This is a genomic window from Paramylibacter kogurei, from assembly GCF_002742285.1.
GTDB classification, from domain to species: Bacteria; Pseudomonadota; Alphaproteobacteria; order Rhodobacterales; family Rhodobacteraceae; genus Amylibacter; species Amylibacter kogurei.
The window spans coordinates 398,911-418,539 of sequence record NZ_MDGM01000007.1; the positions used below are offsets into that span (position 1 = coordinate 398,911).

Annotated in this window: 19 protein-coding genes; 7 read left to right on the forward strand and 12 right to left on the reverse strand. The window is 48.3% G+C overall.

Annotated elements, in window-relative coordinates; all coding sequences use genetic code 11:
- Positions 1 to 5: 5 nt before the first annotated feature.
- The 5 genes from BFP76_RS04085 to BFP76_RS04105 are packed head-to-tail and all read right to left on the reverse strand — an operon-like array spanning position 6 to position 6,721.
- Positions 6 to 3,413 carry an efflux RND transporter permease subunit gene (locus BFP76_RS04085; RefSeq protein WP_420818650.1) on the reverse strand — a complete coding sequence of 1,136 codons (3,408 nt, stop codon included), beginning with the start codon at positions 3,411 to 3,413 and terminating at the stop codon, positions 6 to 8.
- 2 nt (positions 3,414 to 3,415) lie between these two features.
- A complete protein-coding gene (locus BFP76_RS04090) occupies positions 3,416 to 4,870 on the reverse strand; it encodes an efflux RND transporter periplasmic adaptor subunit (RefSeq protein ID WP_099591878.1) in 1,455 nt (484 codons plus the stop codon).
- A gap of 57 nt (positions 4,871 to 4,927) precedes the next feature.
- The gene (locus tag BFP76_RS04095) at positions 4,928 to 5,380 is read right to left on the reverse strand and encodes an NUDIX domain-containing protein (protein WP_099591879.1); all 453 of its coding nucleotides are present in this window, start codon (positions 5,378 to 5,380) and stop codon (positions 4,928 to 4,930) included.
- Positions 5,381 to 5,383: 3 nt separating this feature from the next.
- The gene (gene moaB, locus BFP76_RS04100) at positions 5,384 to 5,923 is read right to left on the reverse strand and encodes a molybdenum cofactor biosynthesis protein B (RefSeq protein WP_099591880.1); all 540 of its coding nucleotides are present in this window, start codon (positions 5,921 to 5,923) and stop codon (positions 5,384 to 5,386) included.
- Between the two features lie 3 nt (positions 5,924 to 5,926).
- Complete coding sequence (locus BFP76_RS04105; RefSeq protein ID WP_099591881.1) at positions 5,927 to 6,721, reverse strand: uracil-DNA glycosylase; 795 nt, start codon at positions 6,719 to 6,721, stop codon at positions 5,927 to 5,929.
- A 118-nt stretch (positions 6,722 to 6,839) separates the two neighbouring features.
- On the opposite strand from BFP76_RS04105, the gene BFP76_RS04110 reads away from it, so the two are divergent.
- From BFP76_RS04110 to plsY, 4 genes are read left to right on the forward strand one after another with little or no spacing between them, the layout of a single operon-like run.
- Positions 6,840 to 7,796, forward strand: coding sequence for an aspartate carbamoyltransferase catalytic subunit (locus BFP76_RS04110; protein ID WP_099591882.1), 957 nt, complete (start codon positions 6,840 to 6,842; stop codon positions 7,794 to 7,796).
- Positions 7,793 to 8,305 (forward strand): hypothetical protein, encoded by a 513-nt coding sequence (locus BFP76_RS04115; RefSeq protein ID WP_099591883.1) that lies wholly within the window; start codon positions 7,793 to 7,795, stop codon positions 8,303 to 8,305. The genes BFP76_RS04110 and BFP76_RS04115 overlap by 4 nt, the downstream gene beginning before the upstream one ends.
- Complete coding sequence (pyrC, locus tag BFP76_RS04120) at positions 8,302 to 9,579, forward strand: dihydroorotase (protein ID WP_099591884.1); 1,278 nt, start codon at positions 8,302 to 8,304, stop codon at positions 9,577 to 9,579. Before BFP76_RS04115 ends, pyrC begins: the two co-directional genes overlap by 4 nt.
- Positions 9,579 to 10,187 carry a glycerol-3-phosphate 1-O-acyltransferase PlsY gene (gene plsY / locus BFP76_RS04125; RefSeq protein ID WP_099591885.1) on the forward strand — a complete coding sequence of 203 codons (609 nt, stop codon included), beginning with the start codon at positions 9,579 to 9,581 and terminating at the stop codon, positions 10,185 to 10,187. The genes pyrC and plsY overlap by 1 nt, the downstream gene beginning before the upstream one ends.
- Position 10,188: 1 nt before the next feature.
- On the opposite strand, the gene BFP76_RS04130 is transcribed toward plsY, so the two are convergent.
- From BFP76_RS04130 to BFP76_RS04140, 3 genes are all read right to left on the reverse strand, one after another.
- On the reverse strand, positions 10,189 to 11,559 hold the full coding sequence (locus BFP76_RS04130; RefSeq protein ID WP_099591886.1) for a glutamate--cysteine ligase: 1,371 nt from the start codon (positions 11,557 to 11,559) through the stop codon (positions 10,189 to 10,191).
- A gap of 79 nt (positions 11,560 to 11,638) precedes the next feature.
- Positions 11,639 to 12,151 carry a hypothetical protein gene (locus BFP76_RS04135; protein ID WP_099591887.1) on the reverse strand — a complete coding sequence of 171 codons (513 nt, stop codon included), beginning with the start codon at positions 12,149 to 12,151 and terminating at the stop codon, positions 11,639 to 11,641.
- Positions 12,148 to 12,879, reverse strand: a complete 732-nt coding sequence (locus tag BFP76_RS04140) for a 16S rRNA (uracil(1498)-N(3))-methyltransferase (protein WP_099591888.1) — start codon at positions 12,877 to 12,879, stop codon at positions 12,148 to 12,150. The genes BFP76_RS04135 and BFP76_RS04140 overlap by 4 nt, the downstream gene beginning before the upstream one ends.
- Before the next feature lie 11 nt (positions 12,880 to 12,890).
- Here BFP76_RS04140 and ubiA point away from each other — a divergent pair, with 11 nt between their 5' ends.
- From ubiA to BFP76_RS04155, 3 genes are read left to right on the forward strand one after another with little or no spacing between them, the layout of a single operon-like run.
- Positions 12,891 to 13,913 carry a 4-hydroxybenzoate octaprenyltransferase gene (gene ubiA, locus BFP76_RS04145; RefSeq protein WP_099591889.1) on the forward strand — a complete coding sequence of 341 codons (1,023 nt, stop codon included), beginning with the start codon at positions 12,891 to 12,893 and terminating at the stop codon, positions 13,911 to 13,913.
- 54 nt (positions 13,914 to 13,967) lie between these two features.
- Positions 13,968 to 15,800: an OmpA family protein gene (locus tag BFP76_RS04150; RefSeq protein WP_099591890.1), complete on the forward strand. Its 1,833-nt coding sequence runs from the start codon at positions 13,968 to 13,970 to the stop codon at positions 15,798 to 15,800.
- Complete coding sequence (locus tag BFP76_RS04155) at positions 15,800 to 16,120, forward strand: hypothetical protein (RefSeq protein WP_099591891.1); 321 nt, start codon at positions 15,800 to 15,802, stop codon at positions 16,118 to 16,120. The genes BFP76_RS04150 and BFP76_RS04155 overlap by 1 nt, the downstream gene beginning before the upstream one ends.
- Here the strand turns inward: BFP76_RS04155 and BFP76_RS04160 are convergent.
- The 4 genes from BFP76_RS04160 to uvrC form a co-directional block, all read right to left on the reverse strand.
- Positions 16,117 to 16,563: a molybdenum cofactor biosynthesis protein MoaE gene (locus tag BFP76_RS04160; RefSeq protein ID WP_099591892.1), complete on the reverse strand. Its 447-nt coding sequence runs from the start codon at positions 16,561 to 16,563 to the stop codon at positions 16,117 to 16,119. The genes BFP76_RS04155 and BFP76_RS04160 overlap by 4 nt on opposite strands.
- 1 nt (position 16,564) lies before the next feature.
- The gene (gene moaD, locus BFP76_RS04165; RefSeq protein ID WP_099591946.1) at positions 16,565 to 16,810 is read right to left on the reverse strand and encodes a molybdopterin converting factor subunit 1; all 246 of its coding nucleotides are present in this window, start codon (positions 16,808 to 16,810) and stop codon (positions 16,565 to 16,567) included.
- Between the two features lie 2 nt (positions 16,811 to 16,812).
- Positions 16,813 to 17,481, reverse strand: a complete 669-nt coding sequence (gene pgsA / locus BFP76_RS04170) for a CDP-diacylglycerol--glycerol-3-phosphate 3-phosphatidyltransferase (protein WP_099591893.1) — start codon at positions 17,479 to 17,481, stop codon at positions 16,813 to 16,815.
- A gap of 63 nt (positions 17,482 to 17,544) precedes the next feature.
- Complete coding sequence (gene uvrC / locus BFP76_RS04175; RefSeq protein ID WP_099591894.1) at positions 17,545 to 19,452, reverse strand: excinuclease ABC subunit UvrC; 1,908 nt, start codon at positions 19,450 to 19,452, stop codon at positions 17,545 to 17,547.
- Positions 19,453 to 19,629: the final 177 nt, after the last annotated feature.

Consider the following 19,629-nt stretch of genomic DNA (forward strand, 5'->3'; position numbering starts at 1 on the left):
GTTTATTAACCGCTGGGACGTTTGCGCCATAATGTTGAACCCGCAAAAAATCCAAAAGCAACCAAAGTTGTGACAATCACGGCAATCGTAGCCGCCAAAATGCTGGCAGCCAAAGGTGCGCTTTGTGAAAGTGTTGAAAATGCGCTGGCAACGATGGGAGAAACGGATTGTGATACGACCAACGGTAAAAACACAGCAAGGATTGCAGTGATGCAAATTGCGCTGGCAACCCACAATGGCCAACGTGCAGCGGTTTGAATACGTGGGTTTGACATCATCCGGCGATATGATGAAAACAGACCACCGATATCCGTTTGCACAACCAATAATGATGGCACCATCAACAACACCAACACCATCCCAAACCCAAGCCCGTAAACCAAGGTAATCACCGTGGGTTTTAAAAATTCCGCCTGAACCGATCCTTCGTTTAACAGCGGAAACAAACCCAAAACGGTTGTTAAAGTTGTCAGCAACACAGGGCGCAATCGATCGCCCGCGGCATCCACAATCGCTGGAAACAATCCTCTATTTTTGGAATATTCATCCACCGTTGTGACCAACACGATTGAATCATTAATAATAATTCCGCTCATGCCTATCAGCCCAACAATCGAAAAAATCGAAAGCGGAATATCATGCACATAATGACCAAAGATCGCGCCAATCATGCCAAAGGGTATGACCGCCATCACCACAATCGGGCGTGTCCAACTTGAAAATATCCACGTTAACGTCAGATAAATCCCAAGCAAACACAGCACATATCCAAAAAACGCATCAGATAAAAACTCTTCTTCCTGTTCTGCCAATCCAGACAGGCGCCAATCAACACCGTGGTTTGATGCAATCTGTGGAAGGATAACGTTTTCAAGTTCCGCCATAATTTCCTTGGCGCGCGCGGCGTCTTCTTGCGAAATGTCGCCTGTTACGGACATCAATCGCAATCCATTTTCGCGCAATATTGTGGAAAATCCAATTTGCGTTGTTGCACTCACAATATCAGATAACGGAACATAATTACCTTCATTGGTACGCAGCCGTGTTTTATCCAAAAAATCGGCGCTGATCTCGGATTCTGGAATTTGCACATATATTTCAGTGGTACGTGCCCCGACGGGAAAATCAGCGGCCTTGATCCCATTTAATCGATTGCGAAGCTCGGTTCCGATATCATCAATGGTGAAACCCAACGCTTGGCCTTGGGGGGTTAATTCCAAAACCATTTCTTCTTTGTCATAGGCCATATCGTCTTCGACGCCAGAAACCTCTGCAAATTGGGACACTTGCGTTTTCAATTCCTCTGCCGCGGCTTTTAATGTGATGCCGTCAGCACCAATAAATTGCACATCCAATGAATCACCACCCGGGCCAAATCGGAATCTGCGAAAGCTCATCACTTCTAGCAATGGATGTTCTTTGATTTCTTCTTGGATTGCGGCCGATATATCAAATGACGAATAGGGTCGTGCATCCGCATCGGTAAGCTCGATTGCAATTGAACCCAATAAATCAGCATCTTTGTTTTCAACGCCAGACAATCCGCGCCCCGTTGAACCACCAACCTCTGCCAAAATAAATGTGATTGGATTTTCACCGTGTTCTGCAGCGAATTTTTCACCCGCCGCGTTTGCTGCGCGTTGTAATTCGCGCACCATTTCAACGGTGTCATCACGTGTCGCCCCTGATAACATCGCGATATTTCCAGAAATCGAAGATTGTTCAGGTGCATTAAAGAAACGAAATCCGACCTTGCCGCTGACAAAGAGCGCGGCTTGGGTTGCCAACAAAACAATCACCAGCGCGATCACAGGATAGCGCAGCATCAAAACATAGGTGATAAATTTGCGAAAAATATTGTCGCGAAACCAGCTGAACCCGCGATTAAAATGATGGCTTGGATAATCATACCATTTAAGATTTCCCATATATCCCACAGAGTGGCTCAGATGGTTGGGTAAAATCACAAAACATTCCACCAATGACGCCATCAAAACTACAATCACGGTGAACGGAATATCGGCAATCAATTCCCCAAATCGCCCTCCCACCACGGTCAGGCCGAAAAACGCAATTATCGTTGTAATCGTTGCAGAAAACACCGGCGGAGCCATGCGCATCGCCGCATTTTCAGATGCCTCAACCGGATTTTCTTTGAGCCTGCGCGCACGAAAATCAGCATGTTCACCCACAACAATGGCGTCATCGACAACAATCCCAAGCGTGATAATCAAACCAAACAGCGATATCATATTGAGGGTTAGACCAAAGGCATACATCAACGCGATCGCGGCAAACATCGCCACTGGAATGCCCGCCGCAACCCAGAATGCCGTCCGCGCAGACAGGAACAAAAACAACAGCCCAACCACCAACAACAATCCATAAACCCCGTTTTCAATCAGGATATTCAAACGATCCGAAATGGCCTGTGCGCGGGTGCGGATCAATTCGATTTGAACACCTTGGGGCATGGTTAATTGCATATCATCGGCGACACGTTGTACCGATTGTTGCATTTCAATTGCATCACCTTGACTGGCACGATCAACCCGAACCGATACCGCCTGATTGTTTCCCACGAAATAGGTTCGCTTGGCGTCCACGCCACTGATGGTGACATTGGCCACATCGCCCACGCGCAATTTTGATCCATCCGCATTTGCGCGAATAACGATTTGTTCAATTTCTTCCACACTACGTTTTGCGGTGCCCGTGCGCACCCGTGTGGTGCCGCCCGATACGTCACCCGCGGGATCCGTTTCGGCCTCTTGCGCAATGGCTTCTGATATTTCGCGCAGCGTTACGTTATGTTTGATAAGATCAATTTCAGGGGCTTCAACGCTGATTTCTGGGGCGGAAACCCCGCGAATGGTGGTGCGCGTAATACCTTCGCGATATAAACGCGCGCTAAACTCATCGGCAAAACGGCTCAACTGATCTGGTGAAACAGGGCCGTGAATAATGACATCTGTCACGCGATCCCGCCAAGCGCCGCGCCGGATCACTGGGTCATCGGATCCATCAGGCAAGTTGGTTACGGAATCCACCGCAACCTTTACATCATCAGCAGCGCGCGCCATATCCCAATTTGCTTCGAATTCAAGTGTGATACGTGCCTGACCTTCGGTTGAACGTGACGATGTGTTTTCGACACCTTCAACCGCCAGCAACGCTGGTTCCAATAGCGCCACAATACCCCCGTCGATATCCTCAGGGCCCGCGCCGTCCCAATTTACGCGAACGCTTACGGAATCAACGACTACGTCTGGGAAAAATTGCGTGCGGGTTTGTGTGGCTGCAATCAATCCCAAAACCAGCATAACCACCAAGAGCAAATTTGATGCCGTGCGATGTCTGGTAAAATAGGATAAAATCCCAAATGCACCTTTCCCGATTTCGCGCATCGCCATGATTAACCCCCTGTACGCGCAGAAAGTCGATCATAGGTCTGTTTCGGGATTTCGGTACTTTGCAAATTGGCAAGAATGCGTTTTTTTGCAGCATCAGGCATGCGTTCATTGTCCGTTACAAATGCAATCAATTTCAGGCGTTCCTGTTCCGTAACCTTTACCACCTCTGGTTTGGGCAGTACGGCATTATTCTTGGCGCGAGGTTCAACCTTGATACCACCGCCAAGCTGTGGACCCCGTTCCAATATCAACAACCGCCCCGCAATGTCGCCAGCTGATATAATTACGTTGTTTCCCTGCTTTCGCAAAATCGGAACCAGCTTTGATTCAATGCGATTGTCGTTTGAGACCAGCAATATTTCACCCGCAGCACTGATTGCGCTGGCGGGAATGATGCTTACATTTTGCAATTCTTGTTCGCGAATGGATACGGTTACAAAATCGCCTGGGCGTAAAGACTCGATCATTTGATCATCAAAAGATGCAAACAGCTCTCGCCCCGTTAGCCCCGCGCCAACCGCCGCACTCACCCGATCGATTGTCGCAGATATTGGTGTTTCTGCACCCGTTGCTGTCACGCCAATTTTTGTGCCAATCACGCGCCCACCAAACATGGACAGGTTTGCAAATTCCTGTGTTGAAATGCGCAATGATACCTCTAGCGCTGTGGGGTCAATCAGGTTTGCCAACTGTTCATTGACGCTCACCAGCCCCCCCAAAACGCCAGTGACTTCGCTCAATGCGCCATCAAATTTTGCTGTAACTGTGGTTTCATCTAATTTGCGCGATGCTTCTTGTTGGTTAATGGTTGCGCGTGCCAATGCGTTTTCGGCCGAACTGATCCGCGCCTGTGCGTCTGCCAAAGCTTGACGTTTTGCCAGCAATGCTTGTTGTGCGGCAGATGTCGATAATTCAGCTGCTTCTAAATTTGCTTCTGTCCCCAATTTGCGTTCAATCAAAACACGTTGGCGATCCGATGCTTGGATACGAAGGCTAAATTGTACCTCAGCGGCGGCAAGCTCATCTTGGGCCAAAAGCAACGCATTATTTGCCTGTTCCAATTCCGCCTTTGCATCGGCAAGCTCTGCATTTGCGAGGTTAAGATTTGCCTGAAAAATCGCAGGATCTGTTTGGAATAACAAATCGCCTTGTTTCACAAAGCTACCGTCGCGAAAACTTGGTGCCATTTGCACCAAAGTCCCTGCTGCTGCGGCACGCAATTCCAATGTGCGCCCTGAAACGACCTCGCCAAAGGTGGTGATTACGGGTGCTATATTTTGAATTTCGATGGGCGCTACATTCACCGCAAATACGCGTTCATTTGCTTGTCTTATGCGATTTCCCTTGGCATTTCGTTCTTGAATGGCCTGTGTCACCACATAAAACGCAGCAAACAACAGTATTACAGTCAGCGCTGTAATAAACATGCCAAGCAAGCTTCGCGTAAAGAACCGCATTTGAAATCCCTAAAACATTAACTGTTGGTATTACGCGTCAAGATTAACATTCCGTCGTTAAATCGCAAATTTATTCAAACGGTGCAAATGGTTCAAAACAAGGATATTTGAGGGTAACATATCAAAATCGCGCATTTGTGAATACGTGATAAAGGCAAAACCCGCACCTTCTGATATTGCGATCTGTTTGGGTGCAATCGGTTTTTGGAGATGGTAAATGTAGTGATACGCTTGATAACCATCGCGCGGCACAAAGCGCACAAATGGCATTAGGCAGTTTGCGTCGACCTCCAAACCCGTTTCTTCAGTGAGTTCACGCATCGCTGTTTCAAGGGTTGTTTCCCCATCTTCCATATGGCCGCCAAACATCCCCCAACGCCCACCAGCACCAACATTTGGAAAATTATCGCGCAGTTGAATGACCGCTCTTTGCAATTCGTCTTGTATGACAATTCCAACGACAGATACGGAACATTCCGGCCAATCGGTCAGCAATTCAAATTCTGACATTCATTATTTCCGTTGAATATGTTCTGCCAGACGGGGCATGATTTCGACAAAATTACAAGGCATGTGGCGTGCATCCAGTTGATATTTCAATATGCCATCCCAACCATCCTTGCATGCGCCCGGGCTTCCTGGCAGGGCAAATAAATATGTGCCATTCGCAACCCCAGCGGTGGCACGTGATTGCACCGCAGATGTTCCAATTTTTTCATATGATAACATCGTGAACATCGTGCAAAAGGCATCAATCTCTTTTTCGTAAACATCGCGATGGGCTTCGACCGTGACATCACGCCCGGTTAGCCCTGTGCCACCTGTTGAAATAATCGCATCGATATTTTCATCATTGCACCAATCGCGAAGTTGTTTTGCAATCAGCGCGCGATCATCAATCACAATATTGCGCGCGGCCAGTTCATGCCCGCTATCAATAACGCGTTTTTCCAACACATCGCCCGAACGATCATCATCCAAACCGCGCGTATCAGACACCGTTAAAATCGCGATCCGCACGGGAATAAATGTTTTGCTTTCATCAATGCCCATATTTCATCCCGCCAATTTCGATTTGATTGCCAAAAGATCCGCCCATGAATCACGTTTTTTCAACGGGTCGCGCAACAATCCATGCGGATGCACCATCGCAATTGTTTGAACACCAAACACATCCGACCACTTCCCGCGAAGCCGCGAAACGCCGGTTTTCCCCAATCCCGCCTGACAGGCGGTATTGCCCATCAACACCAAAACATCAGGTTTGACCAATTGCACATGGCGTTCCAAAAACGGGACCATCATTTCAATCTCTGCCCCATTGGCATGACGGCTGCGCGGGGGGCGCCACGGCATTGCACATGTCAGATAAAGTGCGTCCTTATCGGTTTGACCATCACGGCTCAGACCGATTGCGTTAAACATTTTTTCCAATAATGCACCGTCTGGACCCAAGAACGGTTTGCCTTGAATATCTTCTTCGCGGCTTGGGGATTCGGAAATGATCATCACGCGTGCATTTGTGCTGCCATCGGCAAAAACCAAATTACGCGCACCTTTTTTCAACGCACACAAATCAAACACCGCCATTGCATCACGCAATGAATCCAATGTTTCGCATTTTTGCGCCATCATACGTGCAACATCTGGTGCGGCGTCTTGAGCCGGCAAAACCTGTGGGATGACTTCAATCGGGGCAATATTGGATGTTGCCCCCATTTTAAACGCTGGTTTTTTCGCAGGTTCATCATAACGATTCACAGGTTTTTCGCCGATGGTTTCATCCACACCCAAATCATACAGCCATTCAAGGGCTGCCTTTGCGGCGAAATAATCCAGATGCGCGGTCACTGGTAAAGAATCCTTTTGCGATGTGCATTCAGGATAAGTTGGCAATGCGCTGGCGTAAACCTCTTGTCTTGTGCAAAAGGGCTGGTATAACGCGAAAAATTATCAGCAAGGATGAACAATGGATTTTACCGCCGCGCATCTTCTGGGCATCGAAAACCTATCTGTTTCTGATATAAATGCCATTCTCGACCTCGCCGATGAATATGTCGAATTGAACCGACAGCCACAAAAGCATTCAAATGCGCTTGCAGGCATGACGCAAATCAACATGTTTTTTGAAAATTCCACCCGCACACAGGCCAGTTTTGAATTGGCTGGGAAACGGCTGGGTGCGGATGTGATGAACATGGCACTGGGTGCGTCATCAATCAAAAAGGGCGAAACCCTGATTGATACTGCGATGACACTGAATGCAATGAACCCCGATTTGCTGGTCGTACGCCATCCTGAAAGCGGTGCGGTGGATTTGCTGTCGCAAAAGGTGAATTGTGCGGTCCTTAACGCAGGTGATGGGCGCCATGAACATCCCACACAAGCATTGCTTGATGCGCTCACAATCCGTCGATCAAAGGGACGATTACACCGATTAAACGTGGCCATTTGTGGTGATATCGCCCATAGCCGCGTTGCGCGTTCGAATATTTTCCTGCTCAATAAAATGGAAAGCCGCATTCGTCTGGTTGCGCCGCGCACATTATTACCCGCCGGTATCGATAAATTCGGGGTCGAAGTTTACGAAGATATGAACGAAGGCCTCAAAGATGTTGATGTCGTGATGATGTTACGCCTGCAACGCGAACGCATGGATGGCGCGTTTATTCCAAGTGAGCGTGAATATTATTATCGCTGGGGTTTGAGCGCTGAAAAATTGGCCAATGCAAAGGACGACGCGATTGTCATGCATCCTGGCCCCATGAACCGCGGTGTCGAAATCGACGGCGAAATCGCAGATGACATCAGCCGATCCGTAATCCAAGAACAGGTTGAAATGGGCGTGGCTGTGCGCATGGCGGCGATGGATTTATTGGCACGAAACCACCGCGCGAAAAAATCGACCAAAGGCGTGATGGTATGAACCGCAAAGTCGATAATGACAAAGAATCCGACGACACGCCCGCAGAAATTGTGAGCGATATGATTGATAATAGGCCAATCGCCCCGCTATCCACCGCATGGCCACCAAAACTCGATCCACAAGAAACCATCATGTTTCGGGGCAAATTTTCATCGCAAGCTTGGGTGAAAAACAACGTGTTTACCGTTTTTGGCGTCGCCGCTGTTGGTATGATCCTTGCCATGGCAAGCGATCTGATCGTTGATTTGAGAACGGTGAACTTGGTTATTGCTGCACTGACAATGGGTACGGTGATAACATTCCTGTTGAATCGCAAGCAAGAATGGCTGATCACGGATCGTGCCGTGTATGTCAAACATGGGCACCCCGTCCAGTTGTCCAGCATTCGCAAAATTCAAGGATTTGGTGCGACTGTTCGCTTTACTGGGCGCGCAGGAAGTGGGCGAAACCTTATCGGTGTTGAAAATGCGGCAGAGATGCGCGCAAAATTAACAGGACAATCATCATGACAATTTTGTTGAAAAATGCCCGTATCATCGACCCAGAACAAGGCAGCGATACGTTGGGTTCCATCCTGATTGATGATGGCAAGATCAGCAAAATCATGGATATCCCAAACCCCGTGATCGGCGCGAAACGCACGGTTGATTGTGGTGGTAAATGTCTTGCACCAGGCATCATCGACATTGGTGTAAAAGTTTGCGAACCGGGTGAGCGCCACAAAGAAAGCTTTAGCTCCGCTGGCGCCGCCGCGGCCGCTGGTGGGGTGACAACGATGGTTATCCGCCCCGATACCAGCCCCGCAATCGACAGCCCAGAAACGCTGGAATTCGTATATCGTCGTGCGGTTTCAGACAGCCGTGTCAATGTATTGCCAATGGCCGCCCTGACCAAAAATCGCGAAGGGCGCGAAATGGCAGAGATCGGATTTTTACAAGACACAGGTGCCGTGGCATTCACCGATTGCGATCATGTCATCACTGACAATAAAATTTTCGCACGTTGTCTGACATATGCCAATTCGCAAAACGCATTGGTTTTGTCCCATTCACAAGACCCCAACCTGTCCAACGGCGCGGTCGCCACATCTGGTGCACTCGCCACCAAACTTGGCTTGCCAGCGGTTTCGGTGATGGCGGAAAGGTTGCAATTACAGCGTGACATGACCTTGGTCGAAATGACGGGCGCACGCTTGCATATTGATCAGCTGTCCACCGCAGTTTCATTGCCGATCCTCAAACGTGCCAAAGACAAAGGTCTGCGGGTGACGGCGGGTGCATCCATCCATCACCTGACACTGAACGAAATCGATATCGAAGGTTACCCAACATTCTTTAAAATCAAACCACCACTGCGAAGCGAGGATGACCGCATCGCCTTGGTCGAAGCGGTAGCGTCAGGATTGATAGATATCATCAGCTCTATGCACACCCCACAAGATGCCGAAAGCAAACGTTTGCCATTTGAAGGTGCCGCATCAGGTGCGATCGCACTGGAAACATTGCTGCCAGCGGCAATGCAATTGATCCATGGCGAATACATGGATTTGCCAACGCTGTGGAAAGCGTTGTCGTTGAACCCTGCTAATTTGCTTGGTTTGGACGCAGGGCGCATCGCCATTGGTGCACCCGCCGATTTGGTGGTGTTTGATCCAGACAAACCATTTGTGATGGATCGCACACAACTTAAATCGAAATCCAAAAATACACCCTTTGACGGGCGACGCATGCAGGGTAAGGTTTTGCATACATTTGTCGCTGGCCAAGAGGTTTATACCGCATAATGTTCCCAATATTTGATCTATCACTGATGCATGCAATTTTGGTTGCTGTTCTGGCCTATTTGCTTGGCTCCATCCCGTTTGGCATGGTTTTGGCGCGGATCATGGGGCTTGGCAATTTACGCGATATTGGATCTGGTAATATTGGTGCCACAAATGTTCTGCGCACTGGCAACAAATTCGCGGCGTTCCTTACGCTCATTTTTGATGCTGGCAAAGGCGGTGTTGCGGTTCTAATTGCGCATGGTTTGTTTGGTTCTGCGGCTGCACAAATTGCAGGGCTATTTGCATTCCTTGGACATTGTTTTCCGATTTGGTTAAAATTCAAAGGCGGCAAGGGTGTTGCAACATTCCTTGGCATCGTTCTGGCGCTTAGCTTTCCAACGGGGTTGGCGGCATGTTTCTCATGGCTGGCCGCCGCAATTGTTGGGCGAATTTCATCGGCGGCGGCGCTTGTGTCCGCTGCATTAACACCGATTTGGTTTTACGTCTTTGGCATGCCAAGCGCGATTGGATTGGGCATTATTCTTGCCGCATTAATTTGGTGGCGCCATAGCGCGAATATATCGCGCCTGATGAATGGCACCGAACCAAAAATCGGCAAGAAATAAATCAATAACTGTATTCGTCGTAAATTTTCGACAAATCACCAGCCCATTCGCCATTGTATTTTGCCAATAATTCATCGGCTGGTGTGATGCCCGTATCGATGCTTTCTTGAAGCGCATTCAAGAAATGCGTTTCATCTGGAATCAACCCACCCGCACCAGCACGTGCGCGTGCGGCCAATCCGGCCTTGGATAATTCCAATACGCGCGTTGCCAAATCCAGCATTTTGATATCGCCAAATTGTGCCTGCAATCCATCCACAGATGCCGCCACGCGCAATCCTTCGCGTGTCTCCAAATCCCAATCTTTGCAGATATCCCATGCCCCGTCCAATGCGTTGGCGTCATACATCAAGCCAACCCAAAATGCTGGCAACGCACATATGCGCCGCCATGGGCCACCATCCGCACCACGCATTTCCATAAATTTCTTGATCCGTGCTTCTGGGAAAATCGTGGTCAGATGATCCGCCCAATCGGACAGGGTTGGAACCTCGCCCGGCAAGGCGGGTAGTTTACCTTGCATAAAATCGCGAAATGATTGGCCGAGCGCGTCGATATATTTTCCATCGCGATAAACAAAATACATCGGCACATCGAGCGCATAATCAACATAGCGATCAAAGCCCATGCCATCTTCGAATACGAACGGCAACGTCCCAGTACGCGCATCATCCAAACCGCGCCAAACCCGTGAACGCCAGCTTTTGTGGCCATTTACCTTGCCATCAAAAAACGGAGAATTGGCAAAAAGCGCAACCGCCACGGATTGTAACGCCAGCGCCACGCGGAATTTTTTCACCATGTCGGATTCTGATTTAAAATCCAGATTCACCTGAACAGTACAGGTGCGATACATCATCTGTGTACCATGCGTACCCACGCGCCCCATATAATCGGTCATCAATCGATAGCGTCCCTTGGGCATCATATGCATTTGTTCGTGTGACCAAATCGGCGCTGCTCCAAGCCCGATGAATCCTGCATTGATTTTATCTGCAATTGTTTGCACTTCACGCAAGTGCGTGTTCACCTCGTCGCAGGTTTCGTGAATTGTTTCCAGCGGCGCGCCAGACAATTCAAGCTGACCACCAGGTTCCAACGAAATATTCGCGCCATCCTTAACCAAACCAATCAGATTGCCAGCCTCGGTGACGGGTTCCCAATGATAGGTATCGCGCAAACCTTCCAGCATCGCCAAAATGGAACATTCCCCATCATAAGGCAGGGGGAGTTTTTTCGGCTTACAATATCCGAATTTTTCATGTTCGGTTCCGATACGCCAATCGCTTTCTGGCTTGTTCCCAGCCTCTAGATATTCGGCAAGCTGATTGCGATTTTCAATTGGGCCACCGCCAGATTGTGGGATAGACATGCGCGTTCCATTTCAAATTTCAAAGTTGCAGCGACCTAATCAAAGCAATGCGTCTTGCGCAAGGGATTGCGAAATTATGTCAGTTCTTTTTCCAAATCGTGAACAGTGCTTTTTGCGGATAACCCATGGCTCGCACGACGGCATCAAGATCCGCACCAGGCAGAGATGAAATCGCATCTAGCAAGCCACGCGCGCCCTCTGCTCCTGATGGGATACGCATGGTATATCCATGTTTATCACGAAAAATCCATGACACATCTTCCAGCGGTGTATTCACATCACGCGATTCAATTTCAACAGAGGTTAAATCATTCGCAGATATTTCCGCGCCCATATCAGGGCTCAGATATCGAATGCGCCGCTCGGTAATTTCAACCACGCCAACGCTTTGTTTTGACGCGGCTGTCCGCGCTTGACGGATTGCAGGATATAAAAAACCTGCGCCGATCACGATCAAACCGATGGTTATGATCCGTATCAATCCTGTTCCTGTTAAAAAGAACACAGCACTGATCAAAACAATCGCAACGAGCAAGATGACTTCGCGCCATTGCATCAGTAATTCTTTTAGTTCTGGGCGAATAAAATTCATCGCCAGTCTCCTCGGGCATTTTGCCATAATGTGATTGCCGCAACTGCGGCCGTATCCGCGCGCAAGATGCGCGGCCCTAGGGACATTGATGTCACGAATTCCAAACCGCGCAGACGTTCGATTTCCGCTTGCGAAAATCCACCTTCTGGCCCGATCAAAATTGCCCACTTGTCCCGCGGCGAATTTGCGAAATCTGTCTTGGCTTTGCCAGCGCTGGTTTCATCGCAAAACAGAATTTGGCGATCACTGGGCCAATCTTGCAACAGTTTAGTCAGCTTTTCCAATGGCTTGACTGGTGGAACATATGTGCCTCCACATTGTTCAGCGGCCTCAAGCGCATGGGCTTGCAACCGATCCTGTCGGATTTTATCCGAATTCGTGAAATCCGTGGTAATGGGTTGAATTTGTGACACACCCAACTCCGTTGCCTTTTCAACAATGAAATCTGTACGTGCACGTTTTATGGGTGCGAATAACAACCACAAATCAGGGGGCATTGATTGTGGCTGCGAATTTTCGCGACATATCAATTCGCCTGCGCGTTTGCCTGCTTGTGCAATTTCAGCCAACCAAGCGCCGTCTTGGCCATTGAAAATTTCCAACAGATCACCCGTTTTCAACCGCATCACCCCGAACAGATAGTGCGATTGGTCGCGATTAAGCGAAACCGATTGCCCCACCCCCATTGGCGCGTCTACAAAGAGCCTGATATTTGCTTTCTTATTCATGGGCCGATTGTATGATCGAAAACCAAAAGACGCCAGAGCCGAGAACCGCCTCCGCAACAGAAAATTCTGAAACCGGTCGTGTCGCGGATGCGACGGATAATAATTGGGTTGATCGGTATGCGCCCAAATGGACACGTCCTTATTTACGGCTTTCGCGGGCGGATCGCCCGGCGGGTACATGGTTATTATTATTGCCATGTTGGTGGGGATACTTGCTGGCAAAATGGCATGGTGAAGCGACGCCAAATTGGAATGATCTTTGGTATTTTATTGCATTTGCAATGGGTGCATTTTTGATGCGCGGTGCGGGGTGCACGTGGAATGATATTTCAGATCGTGATTTTGACGCAAAGGTTGCGCGCACAAAATCGCGCCCAATCCCATCAGGTCAGGTCAACACGCGCCAAGCAGCGGTTTGGATGATTTGTCAGGCGCTGATCGCCTTTGTCATACTGTTATCTTTCAATCCGTTTTCAACCATGCTTGGCATTGCGGCACTTGTTCCGGTTGTCATCTATCCTTTTGCCAAACGGTTCACATGGTGGCCACAAATTTTTTTGGGGCTGGCCTTCAATTGGGGCGCGCTATTGGGATGGGCGGCTGTTCATGGTTCACTTGGCACTGCACCAGTTGCATTATATATTGCAGGCATATTTTGGACGCTGTTTTATGATACAATTTATGCATTGCAAGACAAAGAAGACGATGCATTGATTGGTGTAAAATCAACAGCACGTTTATTTGGAAAATCAACGCCAACATGGTTATTTGGATTTCTGGTCCTAACGATCATTTGCATGGGCGGCGCCGTTGTTTTTGCATTTTCAACATCCATAAATTTAATCTCGCTGTTGATTACCATTACCACGCTCTGGGCGTTTGGCTGGCATTTGGCGTGGCAATTGCGCATTTTGGATATTGAAAACGCAGAAATTTGCCTAAAACTATTTCGTGCAAACCGCGACGCTGGACTGATAGTTGTTGTCGGCCTAACTTTGGCCATTGTCGCAAAAACTTTTGTAAGCATTGCTTGAACGATTCTGACAGTTCATTTAGACAACTTTGAAATACGATAAAAGGCACTCAACATGCATCGCACCGCCCTTCTCTTTGGCGCCATATGTTTTATTCTGGTTGGCACAGGCTGTTATTTTGTCGGCATGCGTGCGGTTAATGTGTTGGAAAATTTCACACAAAAATACACCACAGAAACATTGCGGGCCGCTGGCCAAGATTGGGCCGATATCCGCACCGATGGAATGTTGGTGCATTTGTCTGGGCTTGCCCCAGATGAAGCGAGCCGATTCAAAGCATTGGAAACCTTGGGCACCGCTGTGCAGATGTCGCGTGTGCGCGATGATGTTGTGATTGCCAAAAACAACGCAATTGAACCGCCACGTTTCACGCTTGAAATGTTGCGCAACGAAGATCGCATATCGCTTATCGGTCTGATACCGCAATCAACTGGGCGCGAACGTATTTTGGATTTCGCAACTCAACTGGCCGATTCAAGCGAAGTCGCGGATATGTTGGAAATTGCGGATCATCCTGTGGGTGCTGCTTGGGAACGTTCCTTAACTTACGGTTTGGAAATTCTCAAAAAATTGCCGCGTTCAAAAATCAGCATTTCACCTGATCGCGTCACAGTCACAGCGGTGACTGAATCTGTTACTGAAAAACAAAATACAGAACAGTTTTTGACCAGTAGCAAACCATCCAATGTTGCGTTGACCATGAATATTTCTTCGCCGCGCCCTGTGATTGCACCATTCACATTTCGCCTAACCATTGATGGCGATGTTGCGGATTTAACCGCCTGTTCTGCGGATACTCAATCAACCAGATCAAAAATTCTGCGCTCAATTTCTGATGTGAATTTACGCGGCAAGCCATCGTGTAATATCGGTCTTGGCGTGCCAACAACCGATTGGGCACGTGCCATTTCGCTCGCCGTTGATGCGTTGCAAAATTTGGGTGGGGGAACGTTAAGCTTTACAGATTCTGATGTTTCACTGGTTGCATCAGAGGATGCCAGCCAAGAAACATTTGATTCCGTTGTTGGTGAACTGGAAAACTCTCTGCCCGAATTATTTTCACTTCACGCTGTTTTGCCCCCGAAAATCATCGACACCAATACCGATGCTGGTATCGAAGTTCCTGAATTTATCGCAACCAAAAGCCCCGAGGGCGTTGTTCAACTGCGCGGGCGTGTCCCAACAGAAGATACAAAACTTGCCATTGATACATTCGCACAATCGTTGTTTGGCAACGAACAGGTATTTTTGAAAACACGGGTTGATGAAAACTTGGAACCTGGTTGGCCTGTGCGTATCTTGGGGGGGCTGGAAGCGTTATCAAAACTTCACCACGGTAGCCTGATCGTGCGTGCCGACACCGTCGAAGTCAAAGGAATTGGCGCAACACCGTCCGTTCCCTCCGAAGTATCACGCGCATTATCCGTGCGAATTGGCGGCAAAGGAAATTACAAGATCGACGTTAATTTTGATGAAACGCTTTATGTCGTGGACAAAGAGCCCACCCCGCAGGAATGCGAACAAGGGATCACTGCGTTATTGGCGCGTGAACAAATCAACTTTGCCCCATCATCCGCACGTATTGATGCCCAAAGCTTAAAAGTGGTTGGCGAAATTGCAGACATATTGCGCAAATGCCCCGATGCAAAATTCGAAATCGAAGGCCACACAGACAGCCAAGGCAGCGAAGAGTTGAACCTGAGCATCAGCCAACAACGCGCAGAATCCGTATTGTCCGCATTGTTGGAACAACGTATCTTAACCTCGGGTTTGACAGCAAAGGGTTACGGCCCAGAAAAACCCATCGCCGATAACGCCACCGAAGAAGGCCGCGCCGCCAACCGCCGCATTGCATTTCGCTTACTTGAATCAGAAGGTTCCGAATAATGGATCGCACACAGCTTATCATCATCATCGCAGTCGTTCTCTTTGCGGCATTCCTACTCGGCTGGATTTTGCGCTGGGGCTACGGGAGTTTGAATCGCATTAACGCGGCCAACATGGGTGAAATTGATGATCTGGCAAATCGGCTTCATGAGGCAGAATTGCAAAAAGACGAGGCCGAACAATTGCTGCATGATCGCGAGTGGGAATTGAAAAATAAGCTTGCTCAAACGCAGGCCGAACTGGATGCGGCGATGGCTGGGCTTGGTGAAGCGCGCCGCGAGGTTGATCACCTGCGCACCACTTTGGAAGAGCGCGGTTAATCCTGCCAGCGTTTCAGGCTTTGTAAATCCGTTTCACGCGCATCAACCCATTTGGCGTGATCTTGGAAATGCTCTTTTTTCCAAAACGGCGCTTCGCTTTTCAGGTAATCCATCAAAAACTCTGCTGCTTCAAATGCATCTTGGCGATGAGGCGATGCTGTTGCCACCATCATGATTTGTTCGCCAAGTTTTAAATTCCCAATGCGATGAATTATAACACTCGCCTTAAGATCCCAACGGTTTCGCGCCTTAATTTCAATATCATTCAACGCTTGTTCGACCATCCCCGGGTAACATTCCAGTTCCATCGAGATAAGCCCAGATTGCGCAGCATCGCGCACAATACCCGTAAAACTCACCACCGCGCCAACGCTTGGATCAGACGATAGTTTCGATACTTCTGCACCCAAGTCAAAATCATCCGTTTGCACATGAACAGACATTTTAACCGCCTGTCATCGGTGGAAAAAACGCAACCTCGGTTGCATCGGTTAGCGTAGCTTCAAACGGCACAAGCGTTTGATCAATTGCGGCACGCAAAACGCTTCTGTCGCTAAATGCAGCCGCATAGCGTTCTTCGCGCGCGCATAATTCATCAATCAATTCGTTGATCGAACCCGCCTGTGTTTCAACAGATTCTGACGCAATGCCAATGCGTTCACGCACCCAAGCAAAATATAAAACGTTCAGTTTCATTTTTTATCATCGCGCAAATATGGAATGGATTTTTGGAAATAGTCATACCCCGTAATAAGCGTCAGCACCGCCGCAATGCCCAAAAGCACGCGCCCAATTGAAAATGAAATTTCACTGCCAAGCTGCATATTCACAAGCCCCAATTCATCATCGATTTTTCCAGACAAGATATCGTTTACCATATCGTCGTCCATCCCGATTGTTAGACCAATGTAGTAATGTTCAAAAACACCCTTGGCGAACAAAACAGCGATTGCGATCATCTGTGCAGTGGTTTTCCATTTCGCAAGTTTGGTCACTTGTAATTTTTCCGCATCCGCACCCAAAAATTCTCGTAACCCTGATACAAATACTTCGCGAAACACAATCAGTGTTGCAGGTAACAATATCCAAGGGTTCAAGCTATATAATGCAACCAACACCATTAACGCGATGACCACCATTGCCTTGTCTGCGATGGGGTCCATCATGCGGCCAAAATTGGATTCTTGGTTCCATTTTCGCGCCAAATACCCATCGAAAAAATCAGTAACTGCTGCGGATACAAACAAAACCAATGCAAACCAATCTGCCCAAGGGCGGGTGAAATACAAAAACATAATTGCCACCCCAGGTGCCGCCAACAGGCGCAACAAGGTCAGAATGTTGGGGATATTCCAGTTCAAGCTTATCTCCTGCAATTTGGCGAAAAGCTCGCCGTATTATTGGATAAATGTCTAAACAAACATTTACCCCTTGTCATGGAAGAAGTCGTAAATAGTTTGCGCCAATGCATCAGAAACACCATCCACCGCCTTGAGGTCTTTGAGCGCGGCGCGTGAAACGGCTTTTCCTGAACCAAAATGTGCCAGCAATGCCTTTTTACGCGCGGCCCCAACACCAACCACATCGTCCAACGGGTTCGCGCTAATGGCTTTGGATCGTTTGTTGCGATGGGTTCCAATCGCAAAACGATGTGCTTCGTCGCGCAATCGTTGAATGAAATATAAAACGGGATCATTACGGCGCAATGCAAATGGACGCATGTTGGGGCGATAAAATTCTTCTTTGCCTTTGTCGCGATCTTCACCCTTTGCAACGCCAATAAATGGCACGTCATCGACGCCAAGTTCGGCCATAATCTGTGCCACTGCAGAAACCTGCCCTGCTCCACCATCAATCAGCAATAAATCTGGCCAGACATCTGTTTGGCGATCCGGGTCTTCTGCTAACAACCGTTTGAAACGGCGTAACAGAACCTCTTTCATCATGCCAAAATCATCACCTGGTGTGGTGTCTTCTGATTTAATATTGAATTTGCGATATGATGATTTTTGAAAACCATCTGGTCCCGCCACGATCATTGCACCAACGGCATGTGCCCCTTGGATGTGTGAATTGTCATAAACTTCTATGCGATTTAGTGGCTGATCAAGGTTAAAGGCATCTGCCAAACCATCCAACAATTTTGCCTGCGCGGCACTTTCGGACATCCGACGTCCCAGCGATTCACGCGCATTGCGATGGGCGTTCAACACCAGTTCCGCCTTTTCACCGCGCTGTGGGACAATTAATTCCACCTTGCGTCCTGCTTTTTGCGACAGGGCATCTTGTAACAAATCCACATTTGCCACGTCATTCGACAAGAGCAATTGTTTCGGCGGCGTTTTATTATCATAAAACTGAGCGATAAAATTTTCTAGGATTTCATCTGCATCCGCGCCCGAACCCGTGCGTGGAAAATAGGCCCGATTACCCCAGTTTTGATTGGCGCGGATAAAAAACACCTGAATACAGGCCTGACCACCCTCAAGATGAAGTGCGATCACATCTGCCTCTGGGACTGATTGTGGGTTAATTCCCTGCGACCCTTGAATATTTGTCAACGCACGAATGCGATCTCGATACCCAGCAGCGCGTTCAAATTCCATATTTGCGCTGGCTTCTTGCATTTTCTGGGCAAGCTCTTCTTGTATGCGTGTTGATTTTCCAGACAAAAACCGCATCGCATCCGATACCAGCACGCCATAATCCTCTTTCGATATTTTCCCAACACAAGGGGCCGAACATCGCGCAATTTGATATTGCAAACAGGGGCGTGTACGGCTGTTGAAAATGTTGTCGGAACAATTTCGCAGCAAAAAAATCTTTTGCAATTGATGCAGCGTACGATTGACCGAACCCGCCGATGCAAAGGGTCCGAAATATTCCGCACCTTTTGGTTTGCGGCCACGGTGTTTTTCAATTTGCGGATAGTCGTGTTCAATCGTAACCTTGATATTTGGGAAACTTTTGTCGTCACGCAACAAAACGTTGTATTTTGGCTTAAGCTGTTTGATCAGATTTTGTTCAAGCAACAACGCCTCTGTTTCGGTCTGTGTTGTCAAAAACATCATGGATGCAGTCGCTGAAATCATGCGCCCGATCCGCGCCGAATGACCCGTTGGTTTGGCGTATGACGACACACGTTTTTTCAGATTGCGCGCTTTGCCCACGTATAACACAGCGCCATCTTTATCCAGCATTCGATAAACGCCGGGTGAACCATCTAGGGTTTGCACATATTCTTTGATACGCAAATACCCATTGGGGACATCGGCTTGATCTGCAAGCTTTCCCTCTTCTTCGAGGTCAGTTTTGTTTGGCTGATTGTTCATTGTTCCAACATGACTGATTCTGAACTTGGCTGCACTGAAAACCATCCACACACAAGAAAAATTATGTCCACGGTTTCTGTGGATAACTCTCTGTATAACTTTCACCCACCCAGAAAATTTTGTTTAATTTAGCAGGTTTCTGCGAATTGCTTAATATTTAGGCAGAAATTTAAGCTA

Excerpts from the sequence above, each read along its gene's own strand:
- ubiA (WP_099591889.1), top strand. The coding sequence starts at position 12,891 with ATGATCGAAAACCAAAAGACGCCAGAGCCGAGAACCGCCTCCGCAACA.
- BFP76_RS04140 (WP_099591888.1), bottom strand. The coding sequence starts at position 12,879 with ATGAATAAGAAAGCAAATATCAGGCTCTTTGTAGACGCGCCAATGGGG.
- BFP76_RS04085 (WP_420818650.1), bottom strand. The coding sequence starts at position 3,413 with ATGGCGATGCGCGAAATCGGGAAAGGTGCATTTGGGATTTTATCCTAT.
- BFP76_RS04110 (WP_099591882.1), top strand. The coding sequence starts at position 6,840 with ATGGATTTTACCGCCGCGCATCTTCTGGGCATCGAAAACCTATCTGTT.
- uvrC (WP_099591894.1), bottom strand. The coding sequence starts at position 19,452 with ATGAACAATCAGCCAAACAAAACTGACCTCGAAGAAGAGGGAAAGCTT.
- BFP76_RS04130 (WP_099591886.1), bottom strand. The coding sequence starts at position 11,559 with ATGTCTATCCCACAATCTGGCGGTGGCCCAATTGAAAATCGCAATCAG.
- BFP76_RS04135 (WP_099591887.1), bottom strand. The coding sequence starts at position 12,151 with ATGAATTTTATTCGCCCAGAACTAAAAGAATTACTGATGCAATGGCGC.
- BFP76_RS04095 (WP_099591879.1), bottom strand. The coding sequence starts at position 5,380 with ATGTCAGAATTTGAATTGCTGACCGATTGGCCGGAATGTTCCGTATCT.
- BFP76_RS04150 (WP_099591890.1), top strand. The coding sequence starts at position 13,968 with ATGCATCGCACCGCCCTTCTCTTTGGCGCCATATGTTTTATTCTGGTT.
- pyrC (WP_099591884.1), top strand. The coding sequence starts at position 8,302 with ATGACAATTTTGTTGAAAAATGCCCGTATCATCGACCCAGAACAAGGC.
- BFP76_RS04115 (WP_099591883.1), top strand. The coding sequence starts at position 7,793 with ATGAACCGCAAAGTCGATAATGACAAAGAATCCGACGACACGCCCGCA.
- moaB (WP_099591880.1), bottom strand. The coding sequence starts at position 5,923 with ATGGGCATTGATGAAAGCAAAACATTTATTCCCGTGCGGATCGCGATT.
- BFP76_RS04090 (WP_099591878.1), bottom strand. The coding sequence starts at position 4,870 with ATGCGGTTCTTTACGCGAAGCTTGCTTGGCATGTTTATTACAGCGCTG.
- BFP76_RS04160 (WP_099591892.1), bottom strand. The coding sequence starts at position 16,563 with ATGTCTGTTCATGTGCAAACGGATGATTTTGACTTGGGTGCAGAAGTA.
- plsY (WP_099591885.1), top strand. The coding sequence starts at position 9,579 with ATGTTCCCAATATTTGATCTATCACTGATGCATGCAATTTTGGTTGCT.
- BFP76_RS04155 (WP_099591891.1), top strand. The coding sequence starts at position 15,800 with ATGGATCGCACACAGCTTATCATCATCATCGCAGTCGTTCTCTTTGCG.